Annotated in this window: 16 protein-coding genes and 5 tRNA genes; 9 read left to right on the forward strand and 12 right to left on the reverse strand. The window is 70.9% G+C overall.

What is annotated here, in order from left to right; all coding sequences use genetic code 11:
* Nucleotides 1–2: 2 nt before the first annotated feature.
* Complete coding sequence (leuC, locus tag ACIRRU_RS00710) at nucleotides 3–1,430, reverse strand: 3-isopropylmalate dehydratase large subunit (protein ID WP_363205202.1); 1,428 nt, start codon at nucleotides 1,428–1,430, stop codon at nucleotides 3–5.
* Between the two features lie 174 nt (nucleotides 1,431–1,604).
* Here leuC and ndgR point away from each other — a divergent pair, with 174 nt between their 5' ends.
* Nucleotides 1,605–2,321 (forward strand): IclR family transcriptional regulator NdgR, encoded by a 717-nt coding sequence (ndgR, locus tag ACIRRU_RS00715; protein ID WP_003966003.1) that lies wholly within the window; start codon nucleotides 1,605–1,607, stop codon nucleotides 2,319–2,321.
* A 209-nt stretch (nucleotides 2,322–2,530) separates the two neighbouring features.
* Here ndgR and ACIRRU_RS00720 read toward each other — a convergent pair.
* From ACIRRU_RS00720 to ACIRRU_RS00760, 9 genes are all read right to left on the reverse strand, one after another.
* Nucleotides 2,531–2,603: transfer RNA gene (locus tag ACIRRU_RS00720), tRNA-Glu, on the reverse strand.
* A gap of 20 nt (nucleotides 2,604–2,623) precedes the next feature.
* Nucleotides 2,624–2,695: transfer RNA gene (locus tag ACIRRU_RS00725), tRNA-Gln, on the reverse strand.
* A 12-nt stretch (nucleotides 2,696–2,707) separates the two neighbouring features.
* Nucleotides 2,708–2,780 (reverse strand) — tRNA-Glu (locus ACIRRU_RS00730).
* 60 nt (nucleotides 2,781–2,840) lie between these two features.
* Nucleotides 2,841–2,913, reverse strand: a tRNA-Glu gene (locus ACIRRU_RS00735).
* Nucleotides 2,914–2,941: 28 nt separating this feature from the next.
* Nucleotides 2,942–3,013 (reverse strand) — tRNA-Gln (locus ACIRRU_RS00740).
* Nucleotides 3,014–3,100: 87 nt separating this feature from the next.
* Complete coding sequence (locus tag ACIRRU_RS00745; RefSeq protein ID WP_403674449.1) at nucleotides 3,101–3,820, reverse strand: HAD family hydrolase; 720 nt, start codon at nucleotides 3,818–3,820, stop codon at nucleotides 3,101–3,103.
* Between the two features lie 93 nt (nucleotides 3,821–3,913).
* Nucleotides 3,914–5,389: a glutamate--tRNA ligase gene (gltX, locus tag ACIRRU_RS00750; protein ID WP_403674452.1), complete on the reverse strand. Its 1,476-nt coding sequence runs from the start codon at nucleotides 5,387–5,389 to the stop codon at nucleotides 3,914–3,916.
* Nucleotides 5,382–6,167, reverse strand: a complete 786-nt coding sequence (locus tag ACIRRU_RS00755; RefSeq protein WP_403674455.1) for a fumarylacetoacetate hydrolase family protein — start codon at nucleotides 6,165–6,167, stop codon at nucleotides 5,382–5,384. The genes gltX and ACIRRU_RS00755 overlap by 8 nt, the downstream gene beginning before the upstream one ends.
* A 175-nt stretch (nucleotides 6,168–6,342) precedes the next feature.
* Nucleotides 6,343–6,525 carry a hypothetical protein gene (locus ACIRRU_RS00760; RefSeq protein ID WP_363205198.1) on the reverse strand — a complete coding sequence of 61 codons (183 nt, stop codon included), beginning with the start codon at nucleotides 6,523–6,525 and terminating at the stop codon, nucleotides 6,343–6,345.
* Nucleotides 6,526–7,107: 582 nt separating this feature from the next.
* Between ACIRRU_RS00760 and ACIRRU_RS00765 the strand changes: the two genes are divergently transcribed.
* The 8 genes from ACIRRU_RS00765 (at nucleotide 7,108) to ACIRRU_RS00800 (ending at nucleotide 17,649) form a co-directional block, all read left to right on the forward strand.
* Nucleotides 7,108–10,821, forward strand: a complete 3,714-nt coding sequence (locus ACIRRU_RS00765; protein ID WP_403674457.1) for a nitrate- and nitrite sensing domain-containing protein — start codon at nucleotides 7,108–7,110, stop codon at nucleotides 10,819–10,821.
* 9 nt (nucleotides 10,822–10,830) lie between these two features.
* The gene (locus tag ACIRRU_RS00770; RefSeq protein ID WP_006127850.1) at nucleotides 10,831–11,244 is read left to right on the forward strand and encodes a roadblock/LC7 domain-containing protein; all 414 of its coding nucleotides are present in this window, start codon (nucleotides 10,831–10,833) and stop codon (nucleotides 11,242–11,244) included.
* 135 nt (nucleotides 11,245–11,379) lie between these two features.
* Nucleotides 11,380–11,787: a DUF742 domain-containing protein gene (locus ACIRRU_RS00775; protein ID WP_363205196.1), complete on the forward strand. Its 408-nt coding sequence runs from the start codon at nucleotides 11,380–11,382 to the stop codon at nucleotides 11,785–11,787.
* Nucleotides 11,768–12,349 (forward strand): ATP/GTP-binding protein, encoded by a 582-nt coding sequence (locus tag ACIRRU_RS00780; RefSeq protein WP_003966011.1) that lies wholly within the window; start codon nucleotides 11,768–11,770, stop codon nucleotides 12,347–12,349. Before ACIRRU_RS00775 ends, ACIRRU_RS00780 begins: the two co-directional genes overlap by 20 nt.
* 363 nt (nucleotides 12,350–12,712) lie before the next feature.
* Nucleotides 12,713–15,940: a nitrate- and nitrite sensing domain-containing protein gene (locus ACIRRU_RS00785; RefSeq protein WP_403674459.1), complete on the forward strand. Its 3,228-nt coding sequence runs from the start codon at nucleotides 12,713–12,715 to the stop codon at nucleotides 15,938–15,940.
* A 10-nt stretch (nucleotides 15,941–15,950) separates the two neighbouring features.
* On the forward strand, nucleotides 15,951–16,364 hold the full coding sequence (locus tag ACIRRU_RS00790; protein WP_363205347.1) for a roadblock/LC7 domain-containing protein: 414 nt from the start codon (nucleotides 15,951–15,953) through the stop codon (nucleotides 16,362–16,364).
* Between the two features lie 90 nt (nucleotides 16,365–16,454).
* Nucleotides 16,455–17,087: a DUF742 domain-containing protein gene (locus tag ACIRRU_RS00795; RefSeq protein WP_403674462.1), complete on the forward strand. Its 633-nt coding sequence runs from the start codon at nucleotides 16,455–16,457 to the stop codon at nucleotides 17,085–17,087.
* Nucleotides 17,068–17,649, forward strand: coding sequence for an ATP/GTP-binding protein (locus tag ACIRRU_RS00800; RefSeq protein ID WP_014048542.1), 582 nt, complete (start codon nucleotides 17,068–17,070; stop codon nucleotides 17,647–17,649). Before ACIRRU_RS00795 ends, ACIRRU_RS00800 begins: the two co-directional genes overlap by 20 nt.
* 86 nt (nucleotides 17,650–17,735) lie before the next feature.
* On the opposite strand, the gene ACIRRU_RS00805 is transcribed toward ACIRRU_RS00800, so the two are convergent.
* Nucleotides 17,736–17,939: an acyl-CoA carboxylase subunit epsilon gene (locus ACIRRU_RS00805; protein ID WP_403674465.1), complete on the reverse strand. Its 204-nt coding sequence runs from the start codon at nucleotides 17,937–17,939 to the stop codon at nucleotides 17,736–17,738.
* A gap of 68 nt (nucleotides 17,940–18,007) precedes the next feature.
* Nucleotides 18,008–19,591, reverse strand: a complete 1,584-nt coding sequence (locus ACIRRU_RS00810) for an acyl-CoA carboxylase subunit beta (RefSeq protein WP_403674468.1) — start codon at nucleotides 19,589–19,591, stop codon at nucleotides 18,008–18,010.
* Nucleotide 19,592 lies beyond the last annotated feature (1 nt).

Below are 19,592 nucleotides of genomic sequence, written 5' to 3' on the forward strand. Positions count from 1 at the left end.
GGCTATCGGACTCCGGCGGGGGTACGGGCGTCGGACAGATCGGCGGGCGAGGCCAGATGGCCCAGTACGGCGGTGGCGGCGGCGACCTGGGGTGAGACCAGGTGGGTGCGGCCGCCCTTGCCCTGCCGTCCCTCGAAGTTGCGGTTCGAGGTGGAGGCGGAGCGCTCGCCGGGGGCCAGCTGGTCGGGGTTCATACCGAGACACATCGAGCAACCCGCGTGCCGCCATTCGGCGCCGGCCTCGGTGAAGACCTTGTCCAGCCCCTCGGCGACGGCCTGGAGGGCGACCCGGACCGAGCCCGGCACGATCAGCATCCGTACGCCGTCGGCGACTTTGCGGCCGTCCAGGATCGCGGCCGCGTTGCGCAGGTCCTCGATGCGGCCGTTGGTGCACGAGCCTACGAAGACGGTGTCCACGCTGATCTCGCGCAGCGGCTGTCCCGCGGTCAACCCCATGTACTCCAGGGCCTTTTCGGCGGCGTGGCGCTCCGACGCGTCCTCGTACGAAGCCGGGTCGGGGACGCGGGCCGACAGGGGCGCGCCCTGGCCGGGGTTGGTGCCCCAGGTGACGAACGGGGCCAGTCGGGCGGCGTCGATGACGACCTCGGCGTCGAACACCGCGTCGTCGTCGGAGCGCAGGGTCTTCCAGTACGCGACGGCGGCGTCCCACTCCTCGCCCTCGGGGGCATGGTCGCGGCCCTGGAGGTAGTCGAAGGTGGTCGCGTCGGGGGCGATCATCCCGGCGCGGGCCCCGGCCTCGATCGACATGTTGCAGATGGTCATCCGGGCCTCCATCGAGAGCTTCTCGATGGCGGGGCCGCGGTATTCGAGGATGTAGCCCTGGCCGCCGCCGGTGCCGATCCGGGCGATGATCGCCAGGATCAGGTCCTTCGCGGTGACCTCGTCGGGCAGTTCGCCCTCGACCGTGATGGCCATGGTCCTGGGCCGGGCCAGCGGCAGCGTCTGGGTGGCCAGGACGTGCTCCACCTGGCTGGTGCCGATGCCGAAGGCCAGCGCGCCGAACGCGCCGTGCGTGGAGGTGTGGGAGTCGCCGCAGACCACGGTGGTGCCGGGCTGGGTCAGCCCCAGCTGGGGGCCGACCACGTGCACGACGCCCTGCTCGACGTCGCCCAGCGGGTGCAGCCGGACGCCGAACTCCGCGCAGTTCTTGCGCAGCGTCTCCAGCTGGGCGCGCGAGACGGGGTCGGCGATCGGCTTGTCGATGTCGAGGGTCGGGGTGTTGTGGTCCTCGGTGGCGATGGTGAGGTCGAGGCGTCGTACCGGACGTCCGGCCTGGCGCAGTCCGTCGAAGGCCTGCGGGCTGGTCACCTCGTGCAGCAGGTGCAGATCGATGAAGAGAAGGTCGGGCTCGCCCTCCGCGCGACGAACGACGTGGTCGTCCCAGACCTTTTCCGCGAGTGTCCTACCCATCGCTTTCCCTCCGGCCGGCGTCGTCGCCGGCCCAACTAGAGATTCGGTGTGCCTCCGTCCGGACCCCCGTGCGGGGCGGTGGCGGCGGTCCCGTCTGCGGCCGCTCCTACAGGTTCGCAACTTCCTCCGGAAATTGAACTTGCGTTTCACAGAGTGAGACGGGAGTATCGTCGTATGGACAACTCTAGCGGCGTCGGCGTTCTCGACAAGGCGGCTCTGGTACTGAGCGCCCTGGAGTCCGGTCCGGCCACCCTCGCCGGGCTGGTCGCGGCGACCGGGCTCGCACGGCCCACGGCCCATCGGCTGGCCGTGGCACTGGAACACCACCGGATGGTGGCGAGGGACATGCAGGGCCGGTTCATTCTCGGCCCCCGGCTGTCGGAACTGGCGGCCGCGGCGGGCGAGGACCGCCTGCTGGCCACGGCCGGACCGGTGCTCACCCACCTGCGCGACATCACCGGCGAGAGCGCCCAGCTCTACCGCCGGCAGGGCGACATGCGCATCTGCGTGGCGGCGGCGGAACGGCTGTCCGGACTCCGGGACACGGTGCCGGTCGGCTCCACGCTCACGATGAAGGCGGGATCCTCGGCCCAGATCCTGATGGCCTGGGAGGAGCCCGAGCGTCTGCACCGCGGCCTCCAGGGCGCCCGGTTCACCGCCACCGCGCTCTCCGGTGTACGGCGGCGGGGCTGGGCCCAGTCGATCGGCGAGCGCGAACCGGGCGTCGCCTCGGTCTCGGCCCCGGTCCGCGGTCCCTCGAACCGGGTGGTCGCCGCGGTCTCGGTCTCCGGACCGATCGAGCGTCTGACGCGCCACCCGGGTCGGATGCACGCCCAGGCGGTCATCGACTCGGCGGCCCGGCTGAGCGAGGCCCTGCGCCGCACGGGCTGACCCGCCCGCACCTCCCGCTCCCCTTTGTCCGGAAGGCCGCCCCAGCGCCGTGGCGGCCCCCTTACCGCCTCCCTGCCGCCTTGGCCGCCTCCTTCCCTCCGTCCGCCCAACAGCGTTACGAGGCAGGCGAATTGACTCGGGGCGCTTCGGTCCGGGTACGCCAGAAGGCCCCCCACCGAGGTGACGGGCCTTCTGCTGTCGCTCTGTTGTACCCCCGACCGGATTCGAACCGGCGCTACTGCCGTGAGAGGGCAGCGTGCTAGGCCGCTACACAACGGGGGCGTGGTTACTGCTGAGGTGCGCTGGGCTACCAGGACTCGAACCTAGAATGACGGTACCAGAAACCGTAGTGTTGCCAATTACACCATAGCCCATGGTGTGACAAGTACCCCCGACCGGATTCGAACCGGCGCTACTGCCGTGAGAGGGCAGCGTGCTAGGCCGCTACACAACGGGGGCCCTGGCGATCCTGCATCGAAAACGTGGGTGCGACCCAGGTGTTCTCGCGGGAAGGATCTGTACCCCCGACCGGATTCGAACCGGCGCTACTGCCGTGAGAGGGCAGCGTGCTAGGCCGCTACACAACGGGGGCTTGTCCTGCTGGTCTTACTTCTACTGCGCTGGGCTACCAGGACTCGAACCTAGAATGACGGTACCAGAAACCGTAGTGTTGCCAATTACACCATAGCCCACTGAAACGCAACCCCTGGCGGGGGCTTCATCTCTGTCGCGCTTCCCGTCCGGATCTTCCGGCCCGCTCGGGCGGCGCAGAAAGAACATTACCCGAAGGTGTCCGGCGGTCCAAAACGGGTATCGCCCGCCAGCAGGCCGGGGAGCTGGTCGAGCCCGGTGATCGTCACGAGGTCCGCCCGTCCGCCCCTCCCCCGCCGGTCGAGCCAGATCCCGGTCAGTCCGGCGGCCGAGGCCCCGCTCGCGTCGATGTCCGGCTCGTCGCCCACGTACGCCACCTCGTGCGGCTCCAGCGCGAGCGCCTCGCAGGCCGCGTGGAAGGCGCCGGGCTCGGGTTTGGAGACGCCGAGTTCCACGGCGCAGACCATCGCCTCGAACCGGTCCCGGACGCCGAGCGCGGTGAGTTTGCGGTGCTGGTTGTGGCTGCTGGAGTTGGAGAGGACCGCGTGCCGGTAGTCGGCGGCCAGCCGGTCCAGGACCGGCAGCACGTCGGGGAAGAGCGCCCAGGCGGCCTCGTAGTGGACCAGGTGGCCGCCGAACCAGTCGTCGGCCTCGTCGTCCGTCAGGGGCCGTCCCAGGAACTCCCGTACCCGGTCCCGGCGCTGGCCGAGGAAGTCGGTCTCCCCCGCGGCGACGCGGGCCCAGTGCACGGCGGTGATCGCCTTCCAGGCGGCGAGGGCCTCGTCGGCGGAGGCGTACGCCGGGGGCAGGCCCACGGCCTCCAGGTGGAGCCGCATACCGGTGCGGTCGGCGCTCGCGTAGTCGAAGATCGTGTCGTCGATGTCCCAGAGCACGGCGCGGATCGGCATGTACGCCACCGTAGCCGCCCGCGCCCGGCGGCGCCGGGGGAAAACGGGAGGGCCGCGGCTTCACGGCCGCGGCCCTCCCGGGGATGTTCGCCGTTACGCGGTCAGCCTGGCCAGCGCCGCGTCGACGCGGGCGAGGCTCTTCTCGCGGCCCAGGATCTCCAGGGACTCGAAGAGCGGCAGGCCGACGGTGCGGCCGGTGACGGCGACGCGAACCGGCGCCTGGGCCTTGCCGAGCTTGAGCCCGTGGGCCTCCCCGGCGGTCAGGACGGCGTTCTTCAGCGACTCCGCGTCGCTCCAGTCGGCCTCCGCCAGGTTGGCGCGGGCGGTGGTGAGCAGCGCGGCCGGGTCGCCCTTCATCGCCTTGGTCCAGGACGCCTCGTCCGCCACCGGCTCGTCGAGGAAGAGGAAGTCGACGTTGTCGGTGATGTCGGAGAGCACCGTGACGCGGGTCTGGGCGTACGGGGCGATCCGCGTCCACTTCTCCGCGTCGAAGGACTCCGGGGCCCAGGGGGCGAAGGGGGCCGTGAGCCAGGGGCCGCAGGCCTCGGTGAAGGTCTTCACGTCGAGCATGCGGATGTGCTCGGCGTTGATGTGCTCGGCCTTCTTGAGGTCGAAGCGGGCCGGGTTGGCGTTGACGTCCCCGATGTCGAACGCGGCGACCAGTTCGTCCATCGAGAAGATGTCGCGGTCCTCGGCGATCGACCAGCCGAGCAGGGACAGGTAGTTCAGCAGGCCCTCGGGGAGGAAGCCGCGCTCCCGGTAGAGGTTGAGGGAGGCCTGCGGGTCGCGCTTGGAGAGCTTCTTGTTGCCCTCGCCCATGACGTACGGCAGGTGGCCGAAGGCGGGGGTGTCCTTGGCGACGCCCAGCTCGATGAGCGCCCGGTACAGGGCGATCTGGCGCGGGGTGGAGGAGAGCAGGTCCTCGCCGCGCAGGACGTGGGTGATCTCCATCAGGGCGTCGTCGACCGGGTTGACCAGCGTGTAGAGCGGGGCCCCGTTGGCGCGGACGATGCCGTAGTCCGGGACGTTCTCCGGCTGGACGGTGATCTCGCCGCGGACCAGGTCGGTGAAGGTGATGGCCTCGTCGGGCATCCGGAAGCGGACGATCGAGCTGCGGCCCTCGGCCTCGTACGCCGCCTTCTGCCCGGCGGTCAGGTCGCGGCAGTGGCCGTCGTACCCGGACGGCTTGCCGGCGGCGCGGGCGGCGTCACGGCGGGTGTCCAGCTCCTCGGTGGTGCAGTAGCAGGGGTAGGCGTACCCGGCGGCGAGGAGCTTCCCGGCGACGTCCCGGTACAGGTCCATCCGCTGCGACTGGCGGTAGGGGGCGTGCGGGCCGCCGGTCTCGGGGCCCTCGTCCCAGTCCAGGCCCAGCCAGCGCATCGAGTCGAGCAGCTGCTGGTAGGAGTCCTCGGAGTCGCGTGCCGCGTCGGTGTCCTCGATCCGGAAGACCAGGGTGCCCTGGTGGTGCCGGGCGAAGGCCCAGTTGAACAGGGCCGTGCGGACCAGGCCCACGTGGGGGTTGCCGGTCGGGGAGGGACAGAAACGGACGCGTACAGGGGGGTTAGCCACGCTTGATCACCTTGTTGGTGAGAGTGCCGATGCCTTCGATGGTGACGGCGACCTCGTCGCCGACGTGCAGGGGTCCGACCCCCGCGGGGGTGCCCGTGAGGATGACGTCACCCGGGAGCAGGGTCATGGCCTCCGTGATGTGGACGACCAGGTCCTCGACGGAGCGCACCATGTCGCTGGTGCGGCCCAGCTGCCGCTGCTCGCCGTTGACCGTCGCCTGGATGGTGAGGTCGTGGGGGTCCACACCGGTCTCCACCCAGGGGCCCAGCGGGCAGGAGGTGTCGAAGCCCTTGGCGCGGGCCCACTGCTTCTCGCGCCGCTGCACGTCGCGGGCGGTGACGTCGTTGGCGCAGGTGTAGCCGAGGATCACGTCCCGGACGCGCTCGCGCGGGACCTCGCGGCACATGCGGCCGATGACCACGGCCAGCTCGGCCTCGTGGTGCAGCTCTTCGGAGAAGGAGGGGTACTCGATGGCGTCACCGGAGCCGATCACCGAGGTGGTGGGCTTGAAGAAGGTGATCGGCGCTTCGGGGACCTCGTGGCCGAGCTCGGCGGCGTGCTCCGCGTAGTTGCGGCCGACGGCCACGACCTTGTTGGGGAGCACGGGGGGCAGCAGGCGGACCTTGTTCAGCGGGACCTTGGTGCCCGAGAGTTCGAAGTCGGCGTACGGGATGCCCTTGATGATGTCGAGGACGAGGTCACCGGATTCGACGGTGCCCTGTCCCTCGACGACGCCGAAGGCGACATTGCCGTCGATGGAGAACCTGGCGATGCGCACGGGATGCTGTCGCCCCTCACTTGCTGGCTGAAGACTGACGCTCCAGGCTAGCGCCTCGCCCGGCGCGGCCCGCCCGAGCGGGAACGCCGTGCGGGGCGGGCGGTCGCAAGGCGGCCGGGGGCCCTGGCAGCTGAGCTGCCAGGGCCCCCGGCCGGCGCGCGTCCCGCGACGCTGGTCACGGGGTGGTCGCGACCGGGGCTTCCATGAGGATGGTGCGGCGGGGGTTGGCCGTCACGTTGGGCAGGTCGGCGGCGTGCTCCGGCGCCAGGGGCGCGCCCAGCGCGTCGGCGTCCTTGAGGTGCGCCAGCGTGGTGCGCCGGGGGTTGGCAATGTTGCGGAACATCGTCGTCGTCTTCATCTGCCGTCAGGACCCTGTTCGGTGAGGGCGCCGCGTCGGCGGCGCCGGCTTGTCGGATACGCCATCCCTGTAAAGCGTCAGGCTAAACATCCGATTCCCCGCCGGAGCCGGGACGAGGCGACGATCATCATGTGAGTTTGCTCACGAAGTAATCGACAATTGACTCATTCCGGGCAGTGGATCATGCCCGTGAAAACGGACATTGCACCACTGAATCCACCATTCCGCTCCCGATCATCGCGACTGGGACACCCCCCACCCCTCCGAGACTCATCCGCAATAGTCCGCTTTACCCACGATCACTCTCCACTGCTGGTTACTCGGTCATCACACCGTGTCACCCAGGTCACAGCCCGGTACATGGGCCTTGTTGGAGATCCTGCACTGTGCTGGAATTCCTCGCACCGCCGCGGGTCTCGTGACCGGCGCGCAGGGGCGCGACGCAGCGCCGAGCGGCGGCGGGAGGGGAAGTTCGCCGGTCGCTCAACGACCACCAAGGGGGCGCGTCCAGCGCCCCACGACGCCGACACCGTTCTGTCCGTTCGCGCGGGGGGAACGCCTGGTCCAGAGGTTGCGACGCTAGTGCAGGGACGTTTCAAGAGGGATGGCAGCGCTCCGGCGGAACAGGAGCCGCGCGGCGGCACCGACCGCGGATCCTCGCCCCAGCACGCCCAGAACCCCGGGCCGGGCGGCGCCGGCGACAGCGGTGACCGCGCGCAGCGCCCGGCCTCCACGCCGGGTGAAGCCGCGGAGCCGAAGACGCCCGCGCCCGCCGGCGGCCCGGTCGACACCGGCTCGCGGATGGCGCTGCGCAACTGGCGCATCAGCACGCGCCTCGTCTCGCTCCTCGCCCTCCCGGTGGTCGCCGCGACCAGCCTCGGCGGTCTGCGGATCCAGGAGTCGATGAACGACATGCAGCAGCTGGAGCACATGCAGCTGCTGACGAAGATGACCAAGCAGGCGACCAACCTCGCCCAGGCGCTCCAGGAGGAGCGCGACCAGTCCGCCGGTCCGCTGTCCAACAAGTCCAAGGCGACCGACTACAAGGTCAGCGGCCCCCGGGAGAACACCGACCGGGCCGGTGACGCCTTCCTGAACGAGACCGACGCGATCGGCGACGTCCAGGGCGACGAGGCGCTGGAGGGCATCCACGCGAGCATCTCCTCGATCGCCTCCCAGCTCGGCACCATCCGCACGATCCGCAAGACGGCGTACGAAGAGGGCGCGCCGAGCCTCAACACCGTCGACCAGTACAGCCAGCTGATCACCTCGCTGCTGAGCCTCTCGCAGGACATGGCGCAGGCCACCAGCAACCCGGACATGATCAAGCGGACCCGGGCCCTGGCCGCGTTCTCCTCGGCCAAGGAGTACGCCTCGGTGCAGCGCGCGATCATCGCCGCGGCCCTGCCCGGCGGATCGGTCAAGGAGCCGCACCTCAACCCGAACGACCGGCAGTTCGGTGACGGCGCGCTCCAGAAGGAAGCCCGCGCGATACGGGCGTTCAAGACGATCTACGGGACCACCGGCCAGAGCGCCGAAGAGCTGATGCGGTCCCTGGACAACGGCAACCCGGAGATCAACGCCGGGAACATGTACGCCAAGCGCGTCCTGTCGACCACCAACGGCATCGAGGGCAAGCAGGTCCGCTCCTACCTGGACTGGTACGACCAGAGCACCATCAAGATCAAGGCCATGGAGACCATCGAGGCCACCCTCCTCAGCGACATGGAGGCCAAGGCCCGTGAGCTGCGGCAGGCCTCCCAGCGCGACGCGATCATCAACGGTGCGGTCATCCTCATCGTGCTCGGCGTCTCGCTCGTCGGCGCCTTCGTGGTGGCCCGCTCCATGATCCGCTCGCTGCGCCGCCTCCAGGACACCGCCACCCGGGTCGCCCAGGACCGGCTGCCCGAGCTGGTCAAGCAGCTCTCCGAGACCGACCCTCAGGACGTCGACACCTCCGTCGAGTCGGTCGGTGTGCACTCCCGGGACGAGATCGGCAAGGTGGCCGCGGCCTTCGACGACGTGCACCGCGAGGCCGTCCGGCTCGCCGCCGAGCAGGCCCTGCTGCGGGGCAACGTCAACGCGATGTTCACCAACCTCTCGCGCCGCTCCCAGGGCCTCATCCAGCGCCAGCTCTCGCTCATCTCCGAGCTGGAGTCCCGCGAGGCCGACCCGGACCAGCTGTCCTCGCTCTTCAAGCTCGACCACCTCGCGACCCGTATGCGCCGGAACGGCGAGAACCTCCTCGTCCTCGCGGGCGAGGAGCCCGGCCGCCGGTGGACCCGTCCCGTCCCCCTGGTCGACGTGCTCCGCGCCGCCGCCTCCGAGGTGGAGCAGTACGAGCGCATCGAGCTGTCCGCGGTGCCCGCCACCGAGGTCGCCGGGCGCGTCGTCAACGACCTCGTGCACCTGCTCGCCGAGCTGCTGGAGAACGCCACCTCGTTCTCCTCGCCGCAGACGAAGGTCAAGGTCACCGGTCACGCGCTGCCCGACGGCCGGGTCCTCGTCGAGATCCACGACACCGGCATCGGCCTCTCCCCCGAGGACCTCGCCGCGATCAACGAGCGGCTCGCGCAGCCGCCGACCGTGGACGTCTCGGTCTCCCGCCGCATGGGCCTGTTCGTGGTCGGCCGGCTGTCGCTGCGCCACGGCATCCGCATCCAGCTGCGGCCGTCCGACTCCGGGGGCACGACGGCCCTGGTCATGCTGCCCGTCGACGTCGCGCACGGCGGCAAGCAGCCGCCCTCCAAGCAGGGCCCCGGCACGTCCGGCGCCCCGGGCGGTCTGCTCGCCGGGAACGGCAACGGCAACGGCCAGCGCGCGGGCCTCGGCGGCGGACCCGGAGGACCGGGCGCCAAGGGCCTCGGCTCCGGGCCCGGCGGCCAGCGCGGCCAGGTCGGCGCGGGCTCGGGACCCCGGGCGGCGCTGCCCTCCCGCGACAGCTCAGCGGGCGGCGGTCAGCCGGGCAACGGCGCCTTCGGGGACTTCCCGGCCCAGGGCCAGGAGCCGCAGCGCCAGGGCGGCGGCCTCGCCGGTGCCTTCGGCAACAGTGCCCGGCTCGGCGCCCGCAACGGTGCTCAGGGCGATCAGGGGCGTGGCGACGCGGTCCAGCCGAACCTGTTCGGTCACGCCGCTCCGGCCCCGGCCGGGCAGAGCGGCCGGACGAACCAGTTCGCCCCGCAGAACCAGCAGAACCAGCAGGCCCAGCAGCCGGTCCGGGCCGACCAGCAGGGTCCGGGCGCGCCGCAGAACTACCCGGGGCCCCTCCCGTCCCGTCAGGAGCAGGGCGGCTTCCAGCAGCCCGGCGGCCCCGGCCGTCAGCTCCCGCCGACCGGAGGTCCGCGTGCCGAGCTGCCCGGGGGCAGCCCGCAGCCGCAGCGTCCGGAGGCCACGAGCTGGGGCGCCGACGCGCCGCGCGGCCACGACGAGCACCGGACGACCGTGCCGTTCGGGCCGGGACCCGCGGGCCCCGGCCCCGGCCAGGGCTTCGGCCACCAGGGCGACCACGACCAGCGGCAGCCGCTGGACGACCGTCAGGGTCCGGGCGCCACCGCCGAGTTCGCCCGGCCCGACTTCTCGGCTCCCGGGGGGCCGCAGGGCGGCTCCTACCCGCAGCAGGCTCCGCGGGGCGAGGACCCGGCGAGCACCGCGCAGTTCGCGCGGCCCGACTTCGGCGCCCCGCTCCAGCAGAACCAGTACCAGCAGGGACCGGGCTCCTACCAGCAGGACCAGCAGCTGCCCGCGCCGCGTCAGCAGGGCTCGAACGGCGACGGCTTCGGTGCGCCGCGCCGCCCCGAGCTGCCGGAGGCCCTGCCGCCCGCCGGTCCCGGGGACGGCCGTACGCCGCTGTACGACACCCTGGAGACCAACTGGTTCCACGGCGCGGGCCAGGGCGGTCAGCGCCCCGCCGAGCCGCAGTCCCCCGCGGTCGCCGAGCCGGGCGGCGCACCGGTTCCGCCGCTGCCTCAGCGGGGTGGTGACCAGGCTCCGGTCACCAGCTCCTGGCGTGCCTCGCCCAACGACGAACTCGTACGGCAGGCCGAGCGGGTGAAGAAGCCCGCCGCCGGCGGGGTGACCACGTCCGGGCTGCCCCGCCGGGTTCCCCGCGCCAATTTGGTACCGGGGACCGCCCAGCAGCAGAATCACCAGTCCGGACCTCAGGTTTCGCGTGCGCCCGATGACGTACGCGGTCGTCTGACCAATCTCCGTCGGGGCATCCAGCAGGGGCGGCAGGCCAACAACGGCCCGTCGACCGGCAGTTTCCATCTCGGCCCCACTCACCAGCAGGAGCGTTAGTTGAGCCCCATGAGTCAGGCCGCGCAGAATCTGAACTGGCTGATCACCAACTTCGTGGACAACACCCCGGGGGTGTCCCACACGGTGGTGGTCTCCGCGGACGGCCTGCTGCTGGCGATGTCCGAAGGATTCCCGCGCGACCGCGCCGACCAGCTCGCCGCCGTGGCCTCCGGGCTCACGTCGCTGACCGCCGGAGCGTCCCGGATCTTCGAGGGCGGCGCCGTGAGTCAGACGGTGGTGGAGATGGAGCGGGGATTCCTCTTCCTCATGTCCATCTCCGACGGTTCCTCACTGGCCGTGCTCGCCCACCCGGACGCCGACATCGGTCTGGTCGGTTACGAGATGGCGCTCCTGGTCGACCGTGCGGGGACCGTCCTCACGCCCGACCTCCGCGCCGAACTCCAAGGCAGTCTGCTCCACTAGACGGCCGTCCAGCGGTTTCACGACACGATCCCCTCAGGTAATGCCCACAACCCTCACCCGTCAGGCCGACTTAGCCCTCGCACCGGCCCCTTGCAGACGGCAAGCCGCGAACCTGTCGTCACGCCCGGAGGATTCATGACCCCGCCACCCGCCTCACCTGATCCGTACGGCGCCCTGCACCACGCGTCGTACGACGGGGAGGGCGACCAGCCGCTGGTCCGTCCGTACGCCATGACCGGCGGCCGGACCCGACCGCGCTACCAGCTCGCGATAGAGGCGCTGGTCAGCACGACGGCAGACCCGGCGCTCCTGGGGACCCTGCTCCCCGAGCACCAGCGGATCTGCCACCTCTGCCGTGAGGTCAAGTCGGTGGCGGAGGTGTCGGCACTGCTGTCGATGCCGCTCGGCGTCGCCCGGATCCTGGTGGCGGACCTGGCGGAAGCCGGCATGGTGGCCATCCACCAGCCGGGCAACGGAGAGACCGGCGGCGCGCCGGATGTGACACTGCTCGAAAGGGTGCTCAGTGGACTTCGCAAGCTCTAGCGGCGGTACGGGCCGCGCCACCACCTCGGCGAAGATCGTGGTGGCAGGGGGCTTCGGCGTGGGCAAGACCACGTTCGTCGGTGCCGTGTCGGAGATCAACCCGCTGCGCACCGAAGCCGTCATGACGTCCGCGTCCGCGGGCATCGACGACCTGACCCACACCGGGGACAAGACCACCACGACGGTGGCCATGGACTTCGGCCGCATCACCCTGGACCAGGACCTGATCCTGTACCTCTTCGGCACCCCCGGCCAGGACCGCTTCTGGTTCATGTGGGACGACCTCGTCCGCGGCGCCATCGGCGCCGTCGTCCTCGTCGACACCCGCCGCCTCGCCGACTGCTTCCCCGCCGTCGACTACTTCGAAAACAGCGGCCTCCCCTTCGTCATCGCCCTCAACGGCTTCGACGGACACCAGCCCTACACCCCCGACGAAGTCCGCGAAGCCCTCCAGATCGGGCCCGACGCCCCGATCATCACGACGGACGCCCGGCACCGCGCCGACGCCAAGAGCGGGTTGATCACGCTGGTCGAGCACGCCCTGATGGCCCGCTTGAAGTAGCCGGTCCACCAGGCATAAGTCGTTATCGGTATACGGAAGTTGCGGTAGTCACGCGGGGGCGGCCTGTGTCGTTTGACACGATCCGCCCCCGTGTTCATAACGTTTCGACAGAGAATTGCCCGCGCACCACCACCCGACGCATCCATTCGGTGCCACTGCGCTCACATGAGCCCCGCCTTTTGGTGGGGCTCATTCTTTATGCCCGATTTATCTGAGGAATCGGCCACCCGGAATGAGTCATTCCGAGTGTTTGGAACGGGGCCCGTCTCCGTGCTGCAATGCGTCCGACTCCCGAGTAGTACGGCTCCTGAACGAAATAATCCGGCACACCGTAGGTGCCGACGCCGAGAGGTTGTTGGTCGAGTGAGGCGAAGCAACGAGGGCTCCGCGGTACAGCCCGAACGGGGCAACTTCACCCCGCCGACGCGCGCCGCGGTGTCACCCGCCCGTGCGCCCGACCCGGAGCCGGCCCGCGGCAGCACCAGCCGGCTGGCCCCGCGCAACTGGCGGGTGGCCACCCGGCTGAACGCGATCCTCCTGATCCCCGTACTGGTCGGCCTGGTCATGGGCGGCTTCGAGGTGAAGGGGTCCGTCGACACCTGGAGCGAGGCGCAGGAGGCCGAGAAGATCGCGGTCGTCGTACGCGCGGCGTCCGAGTACGGCCAGGCGTTGCAGAAGGAGCGCGACCTCACAGCGCAGCCGCTGCTCTCGGGTGACCGGAGCGCCGATGTCGTCGAGCAGATGCGGTCCACCACGGACCAGGCCGCCAGGGACTTCGACGCCGCGGTGGAGCGGATGCCCGCGAAGCCGGGGCTGCAACGCCGCCTCCAGCTCTTCAAGGCCGAGGAGCCGGGACTTCCCGAGCTGCGCAAGGTCGCCTACTCCGGCGCTCTGGACCCGGTGAAGACCGAGGAGGGCTACACCCGGGTCCAGCACTCGCTGATGCAGTTCGCCAACGAACTGGGCCTCGGCACCGGCAACGTCACCAGCTACGGCCGTACCGTCTACGCGCTGGAGCTGTCCAAGGCAGCAGAATCGCTTCAGCGCGCGATCGGCACACATCTGCTGGTCCGTCCGAGCAAGAAGCCCGGCACCTTCGACGAGCAGGTCAAGGCGTTCGGCTCGTACAACTACCTGGAGCAGATCGCCCTCGGCGAGTTCAACTCCGGCGGCACCCAGGCCGACGTGGACCGGCTGAAGCAGGTCATGGCGGGCAAGGCGGAGGAGGGCGCCCGGCAGCTGAAGGCCGCCAAGGACCGGGCCGAGGCCGCGGGCGATCCCTTCGTCTCCCCGCCGAGCGTCGACGGCTCGGTCTTCGACGGCATGGCCCAGGAGATCGGCAAGGGCCAGGACCCCGAGGCGCTCGCGGCGAAGGGCATCACGCCCGAGACCTGGATGGCCGCCGCCACCGCCAAGTACGAGGGGTACGCCACCGTCGAGGACGAGCTGGTGGGCAAGGCGGTGAAGGAGGCCGCGAACATCTCCTCCGACGCCAAGACCGACGCCGTCGTCAACGGTCTCATCGTCGTCGTCGCGCTGCTGGCCGCCTTCATCCTGGCCGGGCTCATGGCCCGCCAGATGAGCCACGCGATGCGCCGGCTGCGTACCGCCGCCTTCTCCATCGCCGAGCAGCGGCTGCCCAGCCTCGTCGACCAGCTCTCGCGCACCGACCCGGGCCGGGTCGACACCCGGGTGCAGCCGATCCCGATCACCACGCAGGACGAGATCGGCGAGGTCGCCCGCGCCTTCGACCAGGTGCACCGCGAGGCCGTCCGGCTCGCCGCCGAGCAGGCGCTGCTGCGGGGCAACGTCAACGCGATCTTCACGAACCTCTCGCGCCGCAACCAGTCGCTGATCGAGGGCCAGTTGACCCTCATCACCGGCCTGGAGAACAACGAGGCCGACCCGGACCAGCTGGAGAGCCTCTTCAAGCTGGACCACCTGGCCACCCGGATGCGCCGCAACGGCGAGAACCTCCTCGTGCTCGCGGGCGAGGAGCCCGGCCGCCGCTGGGACCAGCCGGTGCCGCTGGTGGACGTGTTGCGGGCCGCCTCCTCCGAGGTGGAGTCCTACGAGCGCATCGAGCTGTCCGGGGTGCCGGAGGCCGACATCCACGGCCAGGCCGTGACCGACCTCGTGCATCTGCTGGCCGAGCTGCTGGAGAACGCCACCACGTTCTCCTCACCGCAGACCAAGGTCCGGGTCACCGCGACCCGGCTGCCGGACGGCCGGGTGATGGTCGAGATCCACGACAAGGGCATCGGTCTCACCGCCGAGGACTTCGCCGACATCAACCACAAGCTGGCCAACCCGCCGACCGTGGACGCCGCGGTGTCGCAGCGCATGGGCCTGTTCGTGGTGGGCCGGCTGGCCGACCGGCACGGCATCCGGGTCCAGCTGCGCCCCTCGGGCGAGCAGGCCGGAACCACCTCGCTGGTCATGCTGCCGGAGGTGATCACCCACGGTGGCGGTGGCGAATCCGGCCCCGGCCGGAACGACTTCACCGTCTCCTCGATCATCCCCGAGCAGCAGCACACCTTCGAGAGCCCGCAGCAGACCCCGATACGCACCGCGGCCGAGCTGGGCTTCGACGACTCGCGCTACGAGACCCCGGCGGATCCGGCGCAGCTGGACCCGGTCGGGCGCTCGTTGATGCGCGAGGAGCGCAGGGCGGCGCTGGAGGCCCAGACCGGCGGCAACGGCGCGTTCGGGGACCACACCCAGGAGCAGCAGGGTTACGCGCCGGAGGCGTACGCCGGGCAGGACCAGTACGGCGGGCAGCAGGGCTACGGCCCGGACCCGTACGGGCAGCAGCAGGAGGCGGCCTACCCGGCGCCCTTCGGGCAGCAGGGGTACGACGGTCAAAACGGCTATCCGCAGCAGCAGGAGCACCCGGGACACCAGCCGTCCGGGAGTGATGGCTATGCGCCATCGGCATATGCCGGTCCGGACGGCGGCCAGGGCGGGTACGCCGACGCGTACACCGCTGCGACGGACGCTCCCCAGCCTTCGCCCCTCCAGGACGATTGGCCTGTTCAGAGCGGTTTCCGGAACGGTTTCGAGCCGACCGCCCCGGCGGAATCGGAATCTCTTCCGAGCGCTCCCGCGGAGCCCGCGGAACGCGTAGGCTTCGACCATCCGGGATCCACTCCGACCGTCGGCCCTGAACTGACCGAGGCCGGTCTGCCGCGGCGCGGCGGTCAGCAGCACTGGCAGCCCGGTCCCGGCGGCCGCGGCGGGGACCGGTCCGCTCCGGCCGAGCAGCGGCCGCCGCGACAGGAACAGCGGCAGGCTCCGCAGCCGGACGGGGACGGGTCCGACGACTGGCGCTCGACGAACGACGAGCGCTGGGAGCGGGCCGAGAAGCTCCGTGAGCCGAAGGCGGGCGGCATCACCCCCTCCGGTCTCCCCCGGCGCGTGCCCAAGGCCAACCTGGTCGAGGGCACGGCGGAGCAGACCCAGCAGGGCGGCCCACAGGTCTCCCGCGCCCCGGAGGACGTCCGCGGCAGGTTGAGCAACCTGCGGCGGGGGATCCAGCGGGGACGCAGCGCGGGGTCGGACAGCAGTACCACCTACAACCAGGAGCGTTAGTGTGAGCCCGATGAGCCAGGCGGCGCAGAATCTGAACTGGTTGATCACCAACTTCGTGGACAACACCCCCGGGGTGTCCCACACGGTGGTGGTCTCCGCCGACGGACTCCTGCTGGCGATGTCCGATGGATTCCCGCGTGACCGTGCCGACCAGTTGGCGGCCGTCGCCTCCGGTCTGACCTCGCTGACCGCGGGCGCCTCGCGGATCTTCGAGGGCGGTGCCGTGAACCAGACCGTGGTGGAGATGGATCGGGGCTTCCTCTTCCTCATGTCCATCTCGGACGGTTCCTCACTGGCCGTGCTCGCCCACCCGGACGCCGACATCGGTCTGGTCGGTTACGAGATGGCGCTTCTGGTCGACCGCGCGGGCAGTGTCCTCACCCCGGACCTCCGCGCCGAGCTTCAGGGAAGTCTTCTTAACTAGCAGACAGACAGTGCGTTTCTCGCCACCGCGCCATAAGGTGCGGTGGCGCGGCCCCACTGGGATCGGCGACCGGCAGTCGGAGGAGGAAACGTGGCAGCACCCACAGGCGGACACCCATACGACGGTGAGCAGCGGGTTCCGGGTGAGCACGGTGACAACCGTTTCGGCTTCCCCACCGCGCCCGGCGGACAGGGTCCCGGCCGGCACCAGCCGTACCAGCAGCCGCAGCAGGCCGCCTGGGGCGCACCGGGGTCCGAGTGGCCCGCGCAGCAGCCGGGGCACGGCTGGCCCCAGCAGCCTCAGCGGTACGACGCACCCCAGCAGCCCCGCGTCCAGCCCGTGCAGCAGCGACCGGCCCCCGAGGACCCGCAGCCCGCCGCACACAACCCGCTGGTCCGCCCCTACGCCATGACCGGCGGGCGGACCCGGCCGCGTTACCAGCTCGCCATCGAGGCGTTGGTGAGCACGACGGCCGATCCGGCCCGGCTGCAAGGGCAGTTGCCCGAGCACCAGCGGATCTGCCGGCTCTGCATCGAGATCAAGTCGGTCGCCGAGGTCTCGGCGCTTCTCTCGATCCCCCTCGGCGTTGCCCGAATCCTCGTCGCCGACCTGGCCGAGGCCGGACTCGTCGCCATCCATCAGCCCGGCGGCGACGAGGCCGTCGGCGGTCAGCCAGACGTGACACTGCTCGAAAGGGTGCTCAGTGGACTTCGCAAGCTCTAGCGGCGGGGCGGCCCGCTCCACTACCTCGGCGAAGATCGTGGTGGCAGGGGGCTTCGGCGTGGGCAAGACCACGTTCGTCGGTGCCGTGTCGGAGATCAACCCGCTGCGCACCGAAGCCGTGATGACCTCCGCCTCGGCGGGCATCGACGACCTGACCCACACCGGGGACAAGACGACGACCACCGTCGCCATGGACTTCGGCCGCATCACCCTGGACCAGGACCTGATCCTGTACCTCTTCGGCACCCCCGGCCAGGACCGCTTCTGGTTCATGTGGGACGACCTGGTCCGCGGCGCCATCGGCGCCGTCGTCCTCGTCGACACCCGCCGCCTCGCCGACTGCTTCCCCGCCGTCGACTACTTCGAAAACAGCGGCCTCCCCTTCGTCATCGCCCTCAACGGCTTCGACGGACACCAGCCCTACACCCCCGACGAAGTCCGCGAAGCCCTCCAGATCGGGCCGGACACCCCGATCCTGACCACGGACGCCCGGCACCGCGCCGACGCCAAGAGCGCGCTCATCACACTGGTCGAGCACGCCCTGATGGCCCGCCTGCGCTAGGACCCGCGCCCGTCCCGCACGCGAAAGGTCCCCGCACTCCTGAGGAGTGCGGGGACCTCTCGCCGTACGGGACCGGCCTCGGGCGGTCAGCCCTGCCAGCTGTGCGGGGCGCGGAAGCCCGGGGTGCGCTCCAGGCGGCGCCAGCCCGCGGTGTCGCGGCCGCGCGCGGGGGCGGCGGCGGGCTGGGTGGCGGCGCGGGCCATCAGGACGGCGGTGATGGCGGCCAGCTCCTCGGGGTCGGCGTGACCCTTCTCGACGCGCAGGACGGACTCGGGGGAGGTGAGGCTCATGGCGGGGTGTCTCCGTCTTCTCGGCAGGAGGTCGTGGACCGGGCGGCGGATCGCGCCGCGGCGGTGGACTACTGCGGGGGGTTGCCGTGCTTGCGGGACGGCAGGTCGGCGTGCTTGCTGCGGAGCATGGCGAGCGAGGCGATGAGCACCTCGCGGGTCTCGGCGGGGTCGATGACGTCGTCGACCAAGCCGCGCTCGGCCGCGTAGTAGGGGTGCATCAGCTCGGCCTTGTACTCCTTGACCATGCGGGTGCGCATGGCCTCGGGGTCCTCGGCGTCCGCGATCTGGCGGCGGAAGATGACGTTGGCCGCGCCCTCGGCGCCCATCACGGCGATCTCGTTGGTGGGCCAGGCGTAGGTGAGGTCGGCCCCGATGGACTGGCTGTCCATGACGATGTACGCGCCTCCGTAGGCCTTCCGCAGGATCAGCGAGATCCGCGGCACGGTGGCGTTGCAGTAGGCGTAGAGGAGCTTCGCGCCGTGGCGGATGATCCCACCGTGCTCCTGGTCGACGCCCGGGAGGAAGCCGGGGACGTCCAGGAGGGTGATGATCGGGATGTTGAAGGCGTCGCACATCTGGACGAAGCGGGCGGCCTTCTCGGACGCCTCGATGTCCAGCACCCCGGCGAGCGCCTGCGGCTGGTTGGCGACGATGCCGACGACCTGGCCGTCCAGGCGGGCCAGCGCGCAGATGATGTTGCGGGCCCAGCGCTCGTGGATCTCCAGGTAGTCGCCGTCGTCGACGAGCTCCTCGATCACCTGGTGCATGTCGTACGGGCGGTTGCCGTCGGCCGGGACCAGGTCCAGGAGCACGTCGCCGCGGCGGTCCGCCGGGTCGTCGCTGTCGACCGTGGGCGGGTTCTCGCGGTTGTTGGAGGGGAGCATCCCGATGAGGTAGCGGACCTCGGCGATGCAGGTCTCCTCGTCGTCGTACGCGAAGTGCGCGACGCCCGAGGTCTCGGCGTGCACGTCGGCGCCGCCGAGGCCGTTCTGGGTGATCTCCTCGCCGGTGACCGCCTTCACGACGTCCGGTCCGGTGATGAACATCTGGGAGGTCTCGCGGACCATGAAGACGAAGTCGGTGAGCGCGGGGCTGTAGGCCGCGCCGCCCGCGCACGGGCCGAGCATCACCGAGATCTGCGGGATGACACCCGAGGCCCGCGTGTTGCGCTGGAAGATCCCGCCGTATCCGGCGAGCGCAGAGACGCCCTCCTGGATGCGGGCGCCCGCGCCGTCGTTCAGGGAGACCAGCGGGGCACCGGCCGAGATGGCCATGTCCATGATCTTGTGGATCTTGGCGGCGTGCGCCTCGCCCAGCGCCCCGCCGAAGATCCGGAAGTCGTGCGCGTAGACGAAGACCGTACGGCCCTCGACCGTGCCCCAGCCGGTGATGACACCGTCGGTGTACGGCTTCTTGGCCTCCAGGCCGAAACCGGTCGCCCGGTGCCGGCGCAGCTGCTCGACCTCCTTGAACGAGCCCGGGTCCAGCAGCAGCTCGATCCGCTCCCGGGCGGTCAGCTTGCCCTTGGCGTGCTGCGCCGCGGTCGCCCGCTCGCTCGGCCCGCGCCGCGCCTGCTCGCGCAGGGCCAGCAGTTCTGCCACCCGGCCTCGGGCGTCGCTCGGCTCACCCTGGGTTTCGTCCACAACGGTCATG

Source organism: Streptomyces sp. NPDC101181 (genome assembly GCF_044767975.1).
Classification (GTDB): Bacteria; Actinomycetota; Actinomycetes; order Streptomycetales; family Streptomycetaceae; genus Streptomyces.

Excerpts from the sequence above, each read along its gene's own strand:
- leuC (WP_363205202.1), bottom strand. The coding sequence starts at position 1,430 with ATGGGTAGGACACTCGCGGAAAAGGTCTGGGACGACCACGTCGTTCGT.
- ndgR (WP_003966003.1), top strand. The coding sequence starts at position 1,605 with ATGGACAACTCTAGCGGCGTCGGCGTTCTCGACAAGGCGGCTCTGGTA.
- ACIRRU_RS00745 (WP_403674449.1), bottom strand. The coding sequence starts at position 3,820 with ATGCCGATCCGCGCCGTGCTCTGGGACATCGACGACACGATCTTCGAC.
- ACIRRU_RS00760 (WP_363205198.1), bottom strand. The coding sequence starts at position 6,525 with ATGAAGACGACGACGATGTTCCGCAACATTGCCAACCCCCGGCGCACC.
- ACIRRU_RS00770 (WP_006127850.1), top strand. The coding sequence starts at position 10,831 with ATGAGTCAGGCCGCGCAGAATCTGAACTGGCTGATCACCAACTTCGTG.
- ACIRRU_RS00775 (WP_363205196.1), top strand. The coding sequence starts at position 11,380 with ATGACCCCGCCACCCGCCTCACCTGATCCGTACGGCGCCCTGCACCAC.
- ACIRRU_RS00790 (WP_363205347.1), top strand. The coding sequence starts at position 15,951 with ATGAGCCAGGCGGCGCAGAATCTGAACTGGTTGATCACCAACTTCGTG.
- ACIRRU_RS00805 (WP_403674465.1), bottom strand. The coding sequence starts at position 17,939 with ATGAGCCTCACCTCCCCCGAGTCCGTCCTGCGCGTCGAGAAGGGTCAC.
- ACIRRU_RS00810 (WP_403674468.1), bottom strand. The coding sequence starts at position 19,591 with ATGACCGTTGTGGACGAAACCCAGGGTGAGCCGAGCGACGCCCGAGGC.